This window comes from Cyanobacterium sp. uoEpiScrs1, from assembly GCF_947331815.1.
Classification (GTDB): domain Bacteria; phylum Cyanobacteriota; class Cyanobacteriia; order Cyanobacteriales; family Microcystaceae; genus Rippkaea.
On record NZ_OX373462.1, the window covers coordinates 2,250,586 to 2,265,353 of the forward strand.

At 33.3% G+C, this 14,768-nt stretch carries 11 protein-coding genes; 4 read left to right on the forward strand and 7 right to left on the reverse strand.

What is annotated here, in order from left to right; translation table 11 throughout:
* From fusA to thiL, 5 genes are all read right to left on the reverse strand, one after another.
* Positions 1-2,088: an elongation factor G gene (gene fusA, locus OXU93_RS07765; RefSeq protein ID WP_267383629.1), complete on the reverse strand. Its 2,088-nt coding sequence runs from the start codon at positions 2,086-2,088 to the stop codon at positions 1-3.
* Between the two features lie 113 nt (positions 2,089-2,201).
* Positions 2,202-2,672, reverse strand: a complete 471-nt coding sequence (gene rpsG / locus OXU93_RS07770; protein WP_267383630.1) for a 30S ribosomal protein S7 — start codon at positions 2,670-2,672, stop codon at positions 2,202-2,204.
* A gap of 266 nt (positions 2,673-2,938) precedes the next feature.
* Positions 2,939-3,313: a 30S ribosomal protein S12 gene (gene rpsL, locus OXU93_RS07775; RefSeq protein WP_119260200.1), complete on the reverse strand. Its 375-nt coding sequence runs from the start codon at positions 3,311-3,313 to the stop codon at positions 2,939-2,941.
* A gap of 119 nt (positions 3,314-3,432) precedes the next feature.
* Complete coding sequence (locus tag OXU93_RS07780; RefSeq protein WP_267383632.1) at positions 3,433-3,762, reverse strand: HesB/IscA family protein; 330 nt, start codon at positions 3,760-3,762, stop codon at positions 3,433-3,435.
* An 881-nt stretch (positions 3,763-4,643) separates the two neighbouring features.
* Complete coding sequence (gene thiL / locus OXU93_RS07785; RefSeq protein ID WP_267383633.1) at positions 4,644-5,642, reverse strand: thiamine-phosphate kinase; 999 nt, start codon at positions 5,640-5,642, stop codon at positions 4,644-4,646.
* Positions 5,643-5,998: 356 nt separating this feature from the next.
* On the opposite strand from thiL, the gene OXU93_RS07790 reads away from it, so the two are divergent.
* Together OXU93_RS07790 and OXU93_RS07795 are read left to right on the forward strand one after the other, a co-directional pair.
* Entirely contained in the window at positions 5,999-7,042 is a 1,044-nt protein-coding gene (locus OXU93_RS07790; RefSeq protein WP_267384853.1) for an adenosine deaminase, read from the forward strand.
* A gap of 1,061 nt (positions 7,043-8,103) precedes the next feature.
* On the forward strand, positions 8,104-8,721 hold the full coding sequence (locus tag OXU93_RS07795) for a Maf family protein (protein WP_267383634.1): 618 nt from the start codon (positions 8,104-8,106) through the stop codon (positions 8,719-8,721).
* A 1,455-nt stretch (positions 8,722-10,176) separates the two neighbouring features.
* Here the strand turns inward: OXU93_RS07795 and OXU93_RS07800 are convergent.
* Both OXU93_RS07800 and OXU93_RS07805 read right to left on the reverse strand, forming a co-directional pair.
* Complete coding sequence (locus tag OXU93_RS07800) at positions 10,177-10,560, reverse strand: hypothetical protein (protein ID WP_267383635.1); 384 nt, start codon at positions 10,558-10,560, stop codon at positions 10,177-10,179.
* Between the two features lie 29 nt (positions 10,561-10,589).
* Positions 10,590-11,249 (reverse strand): ABC transporter ATP-binding protein, encoded by a 660-nt coding sequence (locus tag OXU93_RS07805; RefSeq protein ID WP_267383636.1) that lies wholly within the window; start codon positions 11,247-11,249, stop codon positions 10,590-10,592.
* Positions 11,250-11,386: 137 nt separating this feature from the next.
* Between OXU93_RS07805 and OXU93_RS07810 the strand changes: the two genes are divergently transcribed.
* Together OXU93_RS07810 and OXU93_RS07815 are read left to right on the forward strand one after the other, a co-directional pair.
* Entirely contained in the window at positions 11,387-12,301 is a 915-nt protein-coding gene (locus tag OXU93_RS07810) for a Sll0314/Alr1548 family TPR repeat-containing protein (protein WP_267383637.1), read from the forward strand.
* A 558-nt stretch (positions 12,302-12,859) separates the two neighbouring features.
* Positions 12,860-13,675, forward strand: coding sequence for an EamA family transporter (locus tag OXU93_RS07815; protein ID WP_267383638.1), 816 nt, complete (start codon positions 12,860-12,862; stop codon positions 13,673-13,675).
* Positions 13,676-14,768 lie beyond the last annotated feature (1,093 nt).

Consider the following 14,768-nt stretch of genomic DNA (forward strand, 5'->3'; position numbering starts at 1 on the left):
CTATTCACTGTAGTAGGCGTTCCCTGTATTTTTTGCTATTATCGCTTCGGCAACACTGGACGGGACTTCGGCGTAATGGCTAAACTCCATTGAGAAGATCCCCCGACCCTGAGTTTTTGAACGAATATCGGTCGCATAACCAAACATTTCTGCTAGAGGAACATGAGCAGAAACTTTGGCAAGGCCGTCTTCAGATTCCATTCCTTCAATGCTGCCACGACGAGAGTTTAGATCTCCCATTATCTCTCCTAGAAAATCTTCAGGGACTTCTACCTCAACTTTCATCATTGGTTCTAACACAATGGGAGAGGCTTTAGTGACAGCATTACGAATGGCCATTGAACCGGCGATTTTAAAGGCCATTTCCGAAGAGTCAACATCATGGTAGGAACCATCAACCAGCGTTACCTTAAGGTCAATAACAGGATATCCTGCAATAATACCTGATTCACAAGCTTCTTTTATTCCTTGTTCCACAGGAGCGATATACTCTTTGGGTATGGTTCCCCCCACAATATTAGAAATAAATTCAAAACCACTTCCCGATTCTCCTGGTTCAAGATGAATGATGACATGTCCATATTGACCTTTTCCTCCACTCTGACGAATATACTTTCCTTCCGCATCACAAGGTTTACGGACGGTTTCGCGGTAGGCTACCTGAGGTTTACCAACGGTTGCCTCTACCTTATATTCCCGCAGCATTCTATCAACAAGGATCTCTAAATGTAATTCTCCCATCCCAGCAATAACTGTTTGGTTAGTTTCAGGATTGATACTTACTCGGAAGGTAGGATCTTCATCAGAGAGAGATTGAAGAGCTTTGGAGAGCTTCTCCATATCCTGCTTAGTTTTGGGTTCAACAGCAACTGAAATAACCGGTTCTGGGATGAACAAAGATTCAAGGATAATGGGCTTATTTTCATCACATAGGGTATCCCCTGTGGTAGTATTCTTTAAACCAATGGCAGCACCTAAATCTCCGGCTCTTAGTTCATCAACTTCAATGCGATCATTGGATTTCAAAACTATTAAGCGTGAAAGCCGTTCTTTACTGTTTTTGGTTGAGTTATATACATAAGTCCCTTTAGCTAAAACCCCTGAATATACTCGCATAAAGGTTAGGCGTCCATAGGGATCAGCTGAAATTTTAAAAGCCAATGCGGAGAAAGGTTCATCATCTAAAGCTTTTCTCTCTTCTTCAACTCCATTAGGTAATAATCCTTTAATTGCCGGCACTTCTAAGGGAGAGGGTAAATAATCAACTACAGCATCAAGAAGTAGTTGAACACCTTTATTCTTGAAGGCAGAACCACACAAGAGAGGAATAATAGAGCGATTAAGAATTCCTAAGCGTAATCCTTGTTTGAGCTCAGCTCCAGTTAGTTCCTCTCCCTCGAGATACCTTTCCAAAAGCTCTTCATTGTTTTCTACTACTGCTTCAATGAGTCTGCTTCGGTATTCAAGGGCTTGTTCTAAATATTCTTCAGGAATATCTGTATCTTCAACGTTTTTACCCAAGTCATCTTGGTAGATTTTAGCTCTCATCCGAACCAAGTCTATAATACCACGGAAATCGTTCTCACTCCCAATAGGAATTTGGATCGGCACTGAATTAGCTCTGAGACGATCCTTGATTTGCTCACAAACCCTGAAAAAGTTGGCCCCAGTGCGGTCCATTTTGTTCACAAAGGCAATACGAGGGACTTGGTAGCGCTCCGCTTGTCGCCACACCGTCTCTGATTGGGGCTGAACACCTCCCACGGAACAAAACACAGCTACTACACCATCCAACACCCGCATAGAGCGTTCCACTTCAATGGTAAAGTCTACATGACCTGGGGTATCGATAATATTTATTCGGTGGTCAAGCCAACTGGTACTAATGGCAGCAGCAGTTATGGTGATGCCTCGTTCCTGTTCTTGTGCCATCCAGTCCATAGTGGCAGTTCCTTCATGGACTTCTCCAAGCTTGTGGGCGATTCCTGTATAGAAGAGGATTCTCTCAGTTGTGGTAGTTTTGCCTGCATCTATATGAGCTGCGATGCCTATATTTCGTACCTTCTCTAGTGGAATAGTACGTGTCACAGCTACCTCCTTGGTTTTATTTAAACTAGTTTCATTATTTCTGTGATTATCTGTTTATAGGAGAATGAGTTTTTTGTCTGGGTTTATCTATTACCGCCTAGCAAAACTAACCCTTAATAGCGATAGTGAGCAAAGGCTTTGTTTGCTTCAGCCATACGGTGGGTTTCATCCCGTTTTTTCATCGCTCCCCCTGTTTCGTTGGCTGCGTCCATTATTTCACTGGCTAATTTACTTGCCATTGTGCGACCTCCCCTAATACGAGCATAGTGGACTAACCAACGTAACGCTAGAGTTGTTCCTCGTGAGGAACGTACTTCCATGGGAACCTGATAGGTAGCACCTCCAACCCTACGGGCTTTAACCTCTACTAGGGGTGTCAAATTTTTAATAGCTTTTTCAAAAATTTCTAAAGGGTCAGCTCCGGTTTTTTCACCGACAGAAGTCATTGCATTATAGATAATGCCAGCCGCAACAGATTTTTTCCCGCTTTTCATTACTCGACGGATTGTCATGCTGAGTAGACGGCTATTGTAGACAGGATCGGGGGGAACCGGTCGTCTTTTTATGTTTCCTCTACGAGACATAGTTGGGTTTTCCTCTTAAAATAGTGATTATGGGTTCCCCCTCTTCCCATGAAGAGGATAGGATCCTCGGGAGATGTTCGTCTTCTATAGACCTACACATTTAGCATTGCCTTTGAATCTGATTTTTCTCTAAGAAAATTAGATTCGCCTATCGTTCAAGGCAAGACTCGGTGAAACTAAAGTACATTGACGATCGCCTAACTAAAGAAAATTATACTTCTAGACTTAAGTGATGATTAATAATTAGATACACTCTATTTATAATTTTATCCTTTAGGTCGTTTGGTTCCATACTTGGAGCGCCCTTGTTTTCGATCTTTGACCCCTTGTGCATCTAATGTTCCGCGAATGATATGATAGCGTACTCCAGGTAAGTCTTTGACTCTACCTCCACGAATGAGGACAACGGAGTGCTCTTGCAAATTATGACCAATCCCAGGGATATAGGCAGTAACTTCAAAGCCAGAGGTAAGACGAACCCGGGCTACTTTTCTCAAAGCTGAGTTAGGCTTTTTTGGGGTAGTTGTGTAAACTCTGGTACAAACTCCCCGACGTTGAGGACACTGCTTGAGCGCCGGCGATTTTGTCTTCTTTTTTAATTTCGAGCGTTCGCTGCGGATGAGTTGTTGAATAGTGGGCATGGGTAAACTCAAGTTAGGGTTACAACCAACCCTTAATCGTTAATATAGTTGTTGACAAATTACCATTTTACCTATAAAGAAGATAGTCTGTCAACTCTTAAAAGGGGGATTCTTTTTAGTTAATGGGGAACTGTAAAGGATAAACCACAACTACAAGTCGCCGAGACTTGAGGATTGGAGAACCTAAAACCACCGCCCATCAGGTCTTCTGCATAGTCCAAACGTAATCCTTCAAGATAGGGAAGACTCGCCTTATCGATCAACATTGAAATTCCTTCTAGTTGATAGAGATGATCACTTTCTTGTTGCGTATCAGACAATTCAAAAATATAGTACAGTCCTGAACAACCTCCCTTTTTTACCTTTAGTCGAAAGTAATTATTGATTTTCTGGCGGCTTTCCTGCATTCGTTGGACTTCTTTGACTGCGGCTGGTGTAATTTGAATCATAAAAACTCCCAAGTAAAGTATTGATTATCAGTGATTGTTATATCAGTTCTGAACCTTTGATTCAGATGTTTGTTAACTCGGCTAAATTTGTGTAAAGGTTTACTTCGTTTATCACAGATAATAGGAGGCAAAAACTTTCTACTCAGAACTGTTGTTTATTCTCTTAGAATATAGATCTTTGGATTAGGAGTAGAAAACAGATACACTAAGAAATGTAAGGATATTCAATCCATAACAGCTCAACACATATATTAAGACTGCCAAAATAAAAGAGGTATTAGATTGACGTGATTTAGACTGGATTGTATTGCAATAACAGAACAGTCTTCGGACAAGCAATAACTATCGATGTTATCATTTGCTTTACCTCAAACATTCAGCAAAAAAAGCGAAAAAAGAGTTGTCGCGTTAATCTTCACATTAATCGTAATAGGCTGTTGAAAGACCTTTCAGCAGATGTAGAGTTAGACGACACTGTACGAAGTTATACAAACTGTTCCCAGGGGCATAATATGAACATCTTATTATTTCTATATAAGTACTATGTAACTAGTGCTAGTGAAATAATTATTTACTATTTAATGACTTCTGAACAAACTTCTTTAACGTTGCTTGTTAGAATATTAATTTAGCACACAAAGAATGACCCCAAGTAGTCTGAAAACTACTGCTAGATACTATCTAGTTTAAAAAATTAGCTAATACAATCATAATTGTAATGACACATCATATGTATTAATTTACTTTTTTATATCCGACATAGTTATGAAAATTATAATTTATTTATCAATAATTTATTTTTATCCTTAATTTTTTTCAACAATGGAACATGTTAGTTTATTAATTGTTTTTTTAAAATTTCACTAGAGAATTGGCAATAGTCAAAAATGCTGAAATCCTTTAGTCATAGTTAATTCTTGAGGAGGATATCTCCCTTGATCATCAACTAAAACCACATTTAGTTCTTCTGTTATAGCTCCAATAATAGCTGCCCCATTCCCTAAGCGATTTGCCAATTGCTTGGCTAATTCTAGGGGTAAACAGAGAATTAATTCAAAATCTTCTCCCCCATACAGAGTCCAATATAAAGCTTCTTCTGGTGACATCCATAGCAATGATTGTGGAGATGGTTCAACTTGCGAGCGTTTTAACCTCGCTCCCACTCCACTCATACAACAAATTTGCAGCACACCATCGGCTAACCCATCACTACTGTCTATTCCTGCCACCGATGTAGTTCCTACTATTTCCCAAAGTAAGGGAAGAACGTCTAGCCTAGGTTTTGGGCGTTGATGAGATTCAATTAAAGCGTTTCGTTCGTAAATATTGCAATTATTTCCTAATTCTGGATTAAGTAACAATTGCAATCCTTTATAAGATTTTCCATGAGTTCCTGTCACCAGGATAGCATCTCCAGGTTGCGCTGAAGAACGATGAATAACATGATTAGGCACTACAGTTCCAAAAGCGGTGATATTTATGGTAGTGACTGGAGAACGACAGATATCACCACCGACAATGGGAGCTTGATACTGTTGGAGGCAATCGGTTAATCCTTGATAAAGCCTTTCTAGCCAAGTTACCTTCAATTCTCCTGGTAAGGATAACCCTACTGTAATGCCTATGGGGGTAGCTCCCATAGCCGCTAAATCGGATAAATTAGCCGCGGCAGCACGCCATCCTACAGTTTCAGGAGGAGTAGTGCGATCACTGAAATGAACCCCATCTACTAAAACGTCAGTAGTTATGACCAATTGCTCTTGGGGGTTGATCGATAAAACCGCTCCATCATCTCCAATAATATCTCTATGACAAAATAGCTGAAGTTTCTTTAATACTCCTTGTTCACCTATATCATTGACTGATTGGTTTGATTTCATGATTTTTCCTCAAATGATTGCAATATAAATATTGCAAGTCTTTATGACTAAAATAATAGCTATCTATTAGGTAAAACAATAATAAGTTATCAAATAATAAAATACATACTAAATAGATTCTAAATTTTTCACAAGAATAGAGGAGATTACAATAAGTCTTATCGATTTGTTATTCTTTGCTGGTAATTTTTTGATATTTCGAAATTTATGTGTAGTTAGCTTTTATCTTTCCATATTACTTTATAGTTTTTGCTAAATATTTTAATTAAATAATTTAAAAAATTTAGCAAAAACTACTTTCATATAACCTTAGACCCACTAAAATGATCTTAATTCAATTTATCAGTGAGGTTTCTGTGGCTTTATACGCGGACTTACATCGTCATTTGGGAGGATCTGTGGTTCCTCGTATTCTCTGGCGATATTTTCAACGCCATGATATGGAAATGGCACGGCAATTTCCTGAATATCAAAGATTTGAAAAATTTTACACTTGTGAACGCAATACCCTCGATGAATATCTAGAATTACATACTATCGTTGAGAAAGTTCAAACTGAACAAACCCTCCCTTATTTCATTTATCGATTAATTAGAGGAGCTTATATTTTTGAGAATTTAGCCTATCTAGAGTTGCGCTATACTCCTTATTTGCGGACGCCTGAACATTCGAGTCAATCAAAACGTATTGATGCTATGAAAAATATTGTCGAAATCGTTGGGAGAGCGACTCAAGTCAGGGAATATCCGATTATTATCAGTCAAATCCTTTGTATGCACTCCCGTTTACCATATGAAGTTAATAAAGCGATTATTGATTTAGCAGCTAGCATGAAAGACTATGTCTGTGCTATTGATGTAGCAGGAGGAGACTCTCATTATGGAGAAAGAATAGAAGAGTTTATTAGTTTGTATCAGTATGCCCATGCTTCAGGATTAAAAACTACTGGACATCTTTACGAAACCCCAAGCGGTTGTTATCAAGAACTCCTTCCCTATTTAATGCGAATTGGTCACGGTATTCAAATACCTTTGAAGTATCCTGAATTATTACCCAATCTTGCTCAATCAAAACAATGTCTAGAAATTTGTCCCACTACATATTTGAAAACAGGAACACTAGAAAATTTAGAAGAACTAAAAATAGTCTTTGATCGCTGTTTTGAAGCAGAAGTCGATATTGCGATTTGCACAGACAATGCGGGGCTAAATAATGTACGTCTCCCCTTTGAATATGAAAATCTATTGACTAAAGATATTATTGATTTTCATCAATTACAAGCTTGTCAAGACTCAGCTTTTCGTCATGCTTTTGCTTGGCCTCATAAAGAACCTCCTGCCTCTTTACTTACTGGATTACTCCAAGATAATTCGGCAACGGATGGCTTGGTATCAGTTTGACTTTTAAATTCATTCCAGAGTTTCTCAAATGTATAAATTTAATTGTAATTTATTTTCATACTAATGTTTCTAAAAACTAAAAAACTCTATACCTCATAAATATGAAATTTTCTGCTATGCACTCGTTAAGTATTAGAAAAGTAGATTTAATCTTAAAATAATTAATTTAAACTTTGTTCAATTATCCCTTCTAGATTAGCTGTAGTAAAATTACGGCAAATATCTACTATAAAACTTATTTAAGGATAGTTAAAATTATTGAATAATTTTCCAAATTAAATTGCTCATATAATTTACTTTAGTAAAACTAATAGATCTAAAAATTATGGATACTAATTAATAAAAATAGATGTAACTATTACAGTAATTTTAAGTGTTTTAGTCTATATAAATTTAAAATACTTATCCTTTTTTGAAAAATAGTTAATTATAAAAAATATATATTAATAATTTATTCTGAATTTAGTAACTTTTACATGAAAAATTCAAATATAAATACGATTACTATTACTATTATTAACTTTATTTATACTTTTATATATTAAGTATCTAAAAATATAGTACTGTTTAAAAAATTAACTGCTAGCTGGTCAATTTAATGATACTAGACAAATTAATTACTAAGATACTTTGCCCTATTTTATAAGAAGTTGGCTATTAAATATAATATTTAACTTTACCATTTTTAATATGATCAATAAAGATAGTGCTGATTATTTAAACTATATAGTCTAAATAATTATTAAAATAGTAAAAGCGTATTTTGTAAATAAATCATATATTAAAATATGGTTATTGAAATAGAAAAATTTTTCTGATTTTTGATTCTATACTGCCATATAAAAAATATTGTTAGTTTTTAATTAAAACTCGAACTATTTCGGGTAGTATATTCTATACTAGTGAAGTTAGACTCATGTATTAAACAAAATCAGACAAAAATTAAATTGAATAAACTTTATTCAAAATATAGTTAATCAATACACATAATTAGTTTCTTATCAACTAGTATATTTTATGTCTTCTAAAAAAATATTTTGTATCTTACTTTATTTTTAATAATGGTTACATCTTCGCTTTCGATTCCTCCCCGTTTTGTGCTGGCTTCCGTATCTCCAGCACGTCGAAAATTATTACAAACTGTTGGAATTGAGCCGATTATCCGTAATAGCCAATTTGACGAATCCCAAATACAATCCAAGGATCCTCTTAAACTAGTCCAAACCCTAGCTCACTATAAAGCTAAAAGTGTTGCTCCTTATTTTCAAAATTGTCTAATTTTAGGATGTGATTCTTTATTGGTGGTGCAAGGGGAAATTTACGGAAAACCCCACTCATCTGAAAAAGCAGTTAGTCATTGGCAAAAAATACGAGGGAATCGAGGCTCATTGTATACTGGACATGCAATCATTGACCAGAAACAACATAACACTTTAATTCGCTGTGGTGTCACCCTAGTTGACTTTACCAATTTAGACGATGCTTCTATTGAAGCTTATGTTAACACTGGAGAGCCACTCAAGTGTGCTGGATCTTTTGCCTTAGATGGAAAAGGGGCTTTATTTATTGATAGAATTGAAGGATGCTACAGTAATGTCATTGGCTTAAGTCTTCCTTTACTTAGACAGATGTTAGAAGAGCTAGGCTATCAATTTACACAGTTTTGGAATAATCAGTAGAATCACTTGATTTTTTATTAGTTTTTGCTGGGCTCTAAAAAAATTAGAGAATATGTTCATTTTATAAGCTCTGTAGACAAGAGTTTTTTTAAAACTATTATGCTAAGTATAATTAATTTTTAACAACTATTAATACTTTTTTATCTATTTTTAGATTTAAACTTTATTTATTTTAAATAAAACTGACAGTAATATAAAAACATATTATGAATATATTGATTAGCTTGTTCTGTTTACGCTCCTATAGCTCTATCAAAATTAGGACATGTTTTAGATATAAAAATAACTAATTCAATATTATGATTGAATTAATTTACACACATGTAACTATTAACTATGTATGATATTTTTTAAATTAAAAGTAAGTCTTTTGTAGACTACTATAATTCTAGTATTATTTGACAGGTTGAATACTGAGACTAACTTAATTACATAACATTAGGTAATTTTCTAATTTTATATTGACTTTCGCAAATAGAATTACATCTTTTTTATAGAAAATGTAATAAGTAGTAAGTAAAATAAATCACGTATTTGGTAAAACTATTAAAAAATTAAATAATATAAACAACTTATAGTCAAAATAAAAAAATAACATTGAATAAATCTTCATGGAATTGTTTACAACGATATCTAAAAATATGTCCAATCTAGATTAGGCAGCCAAATAAAAAATTGTTTAAATCAATTTCTGTTTTTTTATGTATTGAAATTTACATATAGATAATAATTTTTTTATTAAATGTCTAACTTTATTTATAGAGTTAAGATTTAGTTACTAAAATTTATGAGCTTTCTACTAGCGTTGATTAAAATATTTATTAATAAAATTTAGCTATTTTAGATTTACTTTTAAAATTTAATATCGTATTCTTTTATTATTAATAATTGGCTTAATTTATAAAAATGTGATAGTTAATGCCTGTGTCTTACTACAGTAGTTTCTTTTTCTTGTTAACTTTAACTCTCTTCTATCTTTATTAAGTCTTCATATATTTATGTTAGTTGCTAACAGTATTTTGTCTGGATTTTTCAAACAAATAATATTTTTTGTTCAAAACATTATTTGCTTTTATATTATAGTCTAATTTTTTATAACTATCTCTATTTATCAAATGGTATGATTGTATTTATTTTAAAAATTTTTGTCATAGTTTTGTTTGAAAATCTATTTTTTATTCTGTCCTTATAAGTCAATACAATAGTTTATTAGTTAATCTAAGTTTTTCTTCTTAAATTGATTATTTATAATACTTTTAACTCTTTCTTTCTCTAATTCATTATTTTTTTATAAGAAAAAATGTTTATACATAATTTAATAATGACAATTAAGTAATTATTTTTATCTGATACTAGCATTTAATAAGCAGAAATTAATGAATAAGATTATTTTTTAGCGGTCATTTTTTATTGATTCCCTTTGCTTTTTTATAGCTATAATCAGTACAATTCAAATTATTTTGCGCTACTACAAACCCATTTCCGTAAAGGATGACTTGGTTTAAGTTGTTGAATTTTTTTAAGCTGATTTTTAAGACGAATTTTCTCTTTGGGAGAAAGGTTACGAATAGTATGACTGCTATGCCAAGCCGAAACAGCTCCAGTGATTGCAATACAAAAAAATAAACTTAACGTAGGAAGTAAATTAAAAGCTAATCCGTAACGTAGTGCAACCCAAGTAAAATGTTCATGCAATAATTTAAATTCTCCCCATAATTTCCAAAGAGAAAAGGACCCTAAGGTTAACCAACACAAGATAATAGATAACCAGCGACGATAAAGATTGAGTTTGTATAAACGTTGAACTTGTTGATTGAGTATAGTATCGGAATGTTTCATTGACTTTTGTGGGACTTAAACGAAATATTTCATTGACCTTTGTGGGACTTAAACAAAGCAGTATCTAATGATACTAGGTGTCCTTGGTGAATCTTCCAACAACGATCAGCAATTGCGAATAACTCTCCTGGATCATGGCTTACAACTAACAAAGTCCAGTGACTTTTTAGTCTAGCTAACAACTTAGCTAATTGATTGCGCATAGACCAATCCAAACCGGCTGTTGGTTCATCTAAAAGCAGTAAATTGGGTTGGCGGATTAACTGTACAGCTAAGGCCAGCCTACGCTGTTGTCCTCCACTAAGAGCATGGGGAGACTGATTTAAGGGAATATGTTCCAACCCTACTTCTTGCAAGGCAGTTTTGATATGATAAGAAGGAACTTCTGGATGTCCTAAACGTAATTCTTCTAAAATAGAATGGCCACAAAAATGCCGTTGGGGAAATTGAAAGACTAACCCTCCTAATTGTTGTAATTCTAGGGATGTAAGTTCTTGATTTCTCCATAAAATTCTTCCTTTAGTTTTCTCAACTAATCCAGCCATTATTTCTAATAATGTTGTTTTTCCTGAACCACTAGGTCCAATAATTAAACCTAACTCTTGAGGAGCAAGCTTTAGGTTAGTCTCCTTCAAAATAGGGGTCAAGGTTGCTGGAGGGTGATAGGTCACATTTTTAAGGTAGAGCATTCAAACAGCAAGGTAGAAGACTATACTAAAGACAATTGGAAATGATTCCTTTATTTTGACAGATTTTTGTTAGCATCAATATCGATACTCAGTGTCTGCTACTAAAATTATAATTTTGTGTTGTTAGGAGTGAGGTTATGATAGCGCGATTCATTAAAGTTCAACAGATGTACCTGTCTATATCAATGGCCTGTACCGCTATCTTAAATATTTGGGGAGGACCTTCTTTCGCTGGCGACCCTTTTCGAAAGGATGATTCTCGTAATATTGGCGATCAAACAGAAGCGGCTTTTATCGCTGTCTTTCATGAAGGAAATTATTCTAAAGCTCAAGCTTACCTCGAAGAAGCAGTTAAGAAAGAAGTTAATGAACCTTTAGCTCATGCTATGCAAGCGTCATTGGCATATTCTAATGGAGATTTAGGGTCCATGAACACTCATGCGCAACAAACCTTAAAAGCTGCTAGACGACTAATTGAGGAAGATCCCTTACGAGGAAATCTTTATTTAGCTGTAGGACATTTTCTCGAAGGAGCTTATACATTTAAAGTAAAAGGGGCCATTGGAGCAGTGAATAAACTTCCTCAGGTGTTTAGTTACCTTGATGAAGCAGAAAAACAGGACCCAAATGATCCTGAATTAAATTTACTGAAGGGCTATCTTGATTTGATTTTAGCTGTTAATCTACCGTTTTCCAGTCCAGAAGATGCAATTATTCGTTTTGAACGATATGCAGCCCCTGATTATATGGTGAGTCGTGCCATATCTGCTGCCTATCGAGATCTAAAAGACTACGATAAGGCTCTAAGATCTATTGATCGAGCACTAGAAAGTAATACTAACAATCCTGAAGTTCAGTATCTTAAAGGTCAGATACTTCTTAATATAGGGATAAAAAATCAAGATTCAGAAAATCTTCAAGAGGCTTTCACATATTTTGAACGGGCAATGATTAGAATAGAACAATTGCCTGTGTCTGTGCAAACCTCTCTGCGTCACGATTACAATAAGGTACAACTAGAAATGGATAAATTAGCGACTAAACTAAATTAATGACATGTTCCAACCTTTTTATATTGATGAAAACAAATCACTTTGTTGTTTGTCAAATTAGTGGCAATCACAGCTTGAATTGTTTGTATTTATTTAGACTAGTAGCATATTTTTATCCAAAGAACTTTCTTACTTTACCGTTCCAGATTTAATAATATCTAGGTTATTGCTATACCGCCTATTATTACGAGAGAGTATGACCTGAGATAGCAACCCATGTATTTTCCTATCCTGAGTAGTACATTGATTGTAACGAGAGTACGATTAATCTAATGAGAGTCAGCTATCTCCATACTACTTGGAAGGTAGGCTAACTTTCAATTGCACTGGGATGCGGATGCTAACGTGTCTTTTAGATACCGTACTATCTTGCTATTTTTTCCATAAAAGCTCTTATATAACCAAATGTGGTTAAACGAAGCAAAACTCAGACCCTCATCTAATTAGAATAATTCTAAATTTATTGGCACTTATTCACATAATTCCCCATCATTATCATTGCTGATGATCTCATTTAAGAGCTCAATCAATAACTAATCGCTAAACTTATTGATAACTGTGAAGATTTTTATTTTACTTACTTGTCTAGCATTCACTCAAGTTTTTGGGGATATACTACTTAGTAGAGGAATGAAGGATTTTGGAATTTTTGAGTTTTCTAATCCCTTAATCATACCTCATTTAATTACTTATATTTTAAGTAATATCTGGATTATTTTAGGTATCATTGTTCTGATTATTTCATTAGGTCTTTACTTGACAGCAATTTCTGACTTAGATTTGAGTTATGTATTACCTATTCATGCCTCAAGTTATGTATTGAATGGTATATTCGCTTGGTTACTTTTAGACGAAAAAATTTCGATAATGCGATGGTCAAGTACTTTATTAATTGCTTTTGGTGTATTTTTAGTTGGTTTAAGTGATAGTAAAACTGTCCAAGTTTCTCATAATAGAAATATAACTCCCCAAAATTTACCTTTGTTTTTATTTCCATTTAATGCAGCTATTTCTAAATCTTGGTTAATAGTTTTAGGTATTTCTTTGTCTGATTCTGCAGGAGATTTACTCTTAGCGCTAGGAATGAAAAAGATCGGTAAAATAGAAGAATTAACCTTTAATTCAATGTTAAAGTTAATTATTAAAATTATTACTAATCCTATGATTATTAGTGGTATTGCCTGTCAGGGAATTGCTTTTTTTTGTTTTATTAGTGTGTTGACTTGGTTGGATATTAGTTTTGTTCGTCCTGCAACAGCCTTGACTTATCTTATAAGCATGTTTGGAGCTAAATATATTTTACACGAAAAAATTGAAGAACGTAAACTAATTGGCATTAGTCTAATTGGTTTAGGGGTATTAGTACATAGCTAACACTATTAGTTAATTTATTAACTTCACTAACTTTGAAAAAGGTGTTGCACTGACTTATTCTAATATATGTTTAAACAAGAATAGAAATGGGGATTACTTCAATATTTTTATCTCAATGACAGTTTTTAGACATAATTTACAAATTATTGCATTATTATTTCTTCCCTTTACTGGGAAAGCTGTCTAAAGAGATAAATTATGTCTATAATTACTTAGAATCTATTTTTATATTTTTAGCCTTTGAAATTATTTATTTCATTAGCTTGATCCCCTAAAATATTTTTGGTAAAATTATTACAAGAGAAAGTTAACAGTATTACTTTGTGAATTTTTTAAAATTATAAATACTTAATCGTTGTAATGTTGTTTCATTGATACATTACAAAAATAATTCTTGTTGCTAATAATTTAATGGCATTAACTTTACATAATTTTTTGATATAGTTAATAAATAGATTACTTTTTTATTTTTTAAAAAAATCTAAACCAGAAAAAATATTTAAATTTTTATAGTTATTCTCACATCATAGTACTTTGATAATCAATGACAGAGTCTATATTTTTAGCAAAGGATAAGTCTAAACTTTTATTGTTAGAAAGTAAGACTATGTTTTAGGTATATATTCAAATATATAGAATAATTGTCTATATTATCAAAATATTTGAGTAATTTTTTATAGAAAGAGAAGTCTCAGTAGATTTTAATAAATCCAAGAATATCCCTCTTTTAGTCGAAGAAGTTTTAAGGTACTACCAAAATACTAAAGTTACTATTTTGAACTAAAATTATTAAATTTTTTTGTATATTATTAAGTAATAATTAAGATAAAGTCCATTTTAGTAAAAAATACTTAGCCCATTACAAGAGATATTTAATACCTTTAATAAAATATTTATTTAATCAAGATTAATTTTAATTATGTTTGGAGTTTATTGACTATTTTTTTTGTATAAAATTAGGAGCTAGTATAATTAGCCTAAGTAAACTACCTTGACTATCATCAACAGAATAATTTTATTGGGCATAGTCTTAGGATAAGACTATGTTCGTTTCCTCTTATAGGTACAATTAAATAGAATATTAATCTTTGTC

What these genes read in the sequence shown, in the direction of transcription:
- OXU93_RS07780 (WP_267383632.1), bottom strand. Translation starts at nt 3,762, where the DNA reads ATGATTCAAATTACACCAGCCGCAGTCAAAGAAGTCCAACGAATGCAG.
- OXU93_RS07805 (WP_267383636.1), bottom strand. Translation starts at nt 11,249, where the DNA reads ATGCTCTACCTTAAAAATGTGACCTATCACCCTCCAGCAACCTTGACC.
- OXU93_RS07795 (WP_267383634.1), top strand. Translation starts at nt 8,104, where the DNA reads ATGGTTACATCTTCGCTTTCGATTCCTCCCCGTTTTGTGCTGGCTTCC.
- thiL (WP_267383633.1), bottom strand. Translation starts at nt 5,642, where the DNA reads ATGAAATCAAACCAATCAGTCAATGATATAGGTGAACAAGGAGTATTA.
- OXU93_RS07810 (WP_267383637.1), top strand. Translation starts at nt 11,387, where the DNA reads ATGATAGCGCGATTCATTAAAGTTCAACAGATGTACCTGTCTATATCA.
- rpsG (WP_267383630.1), bottom strand. Translation starts at nt 2,672, where the DNA reads ATGTCTCGTAGAGGAAACATAAAAAGACGACCGGTTCCCCCCGATCCT.
- rpsL (WP_119260200.1), bottom strand. Translation starts at nt 3,313, where the DNA reads ATGCCCACTATTCAACAACTCATCCGCAGCGAACGCTCGAAATTAAAA.
- OXU93_RS07800 (WP_267383635.1), bottom strand. Translation starts at nt 10,560, where the DNA reads ATGAAACATTCCGATACTATACTCAATCAACAAGTTCAACGTTTATAC.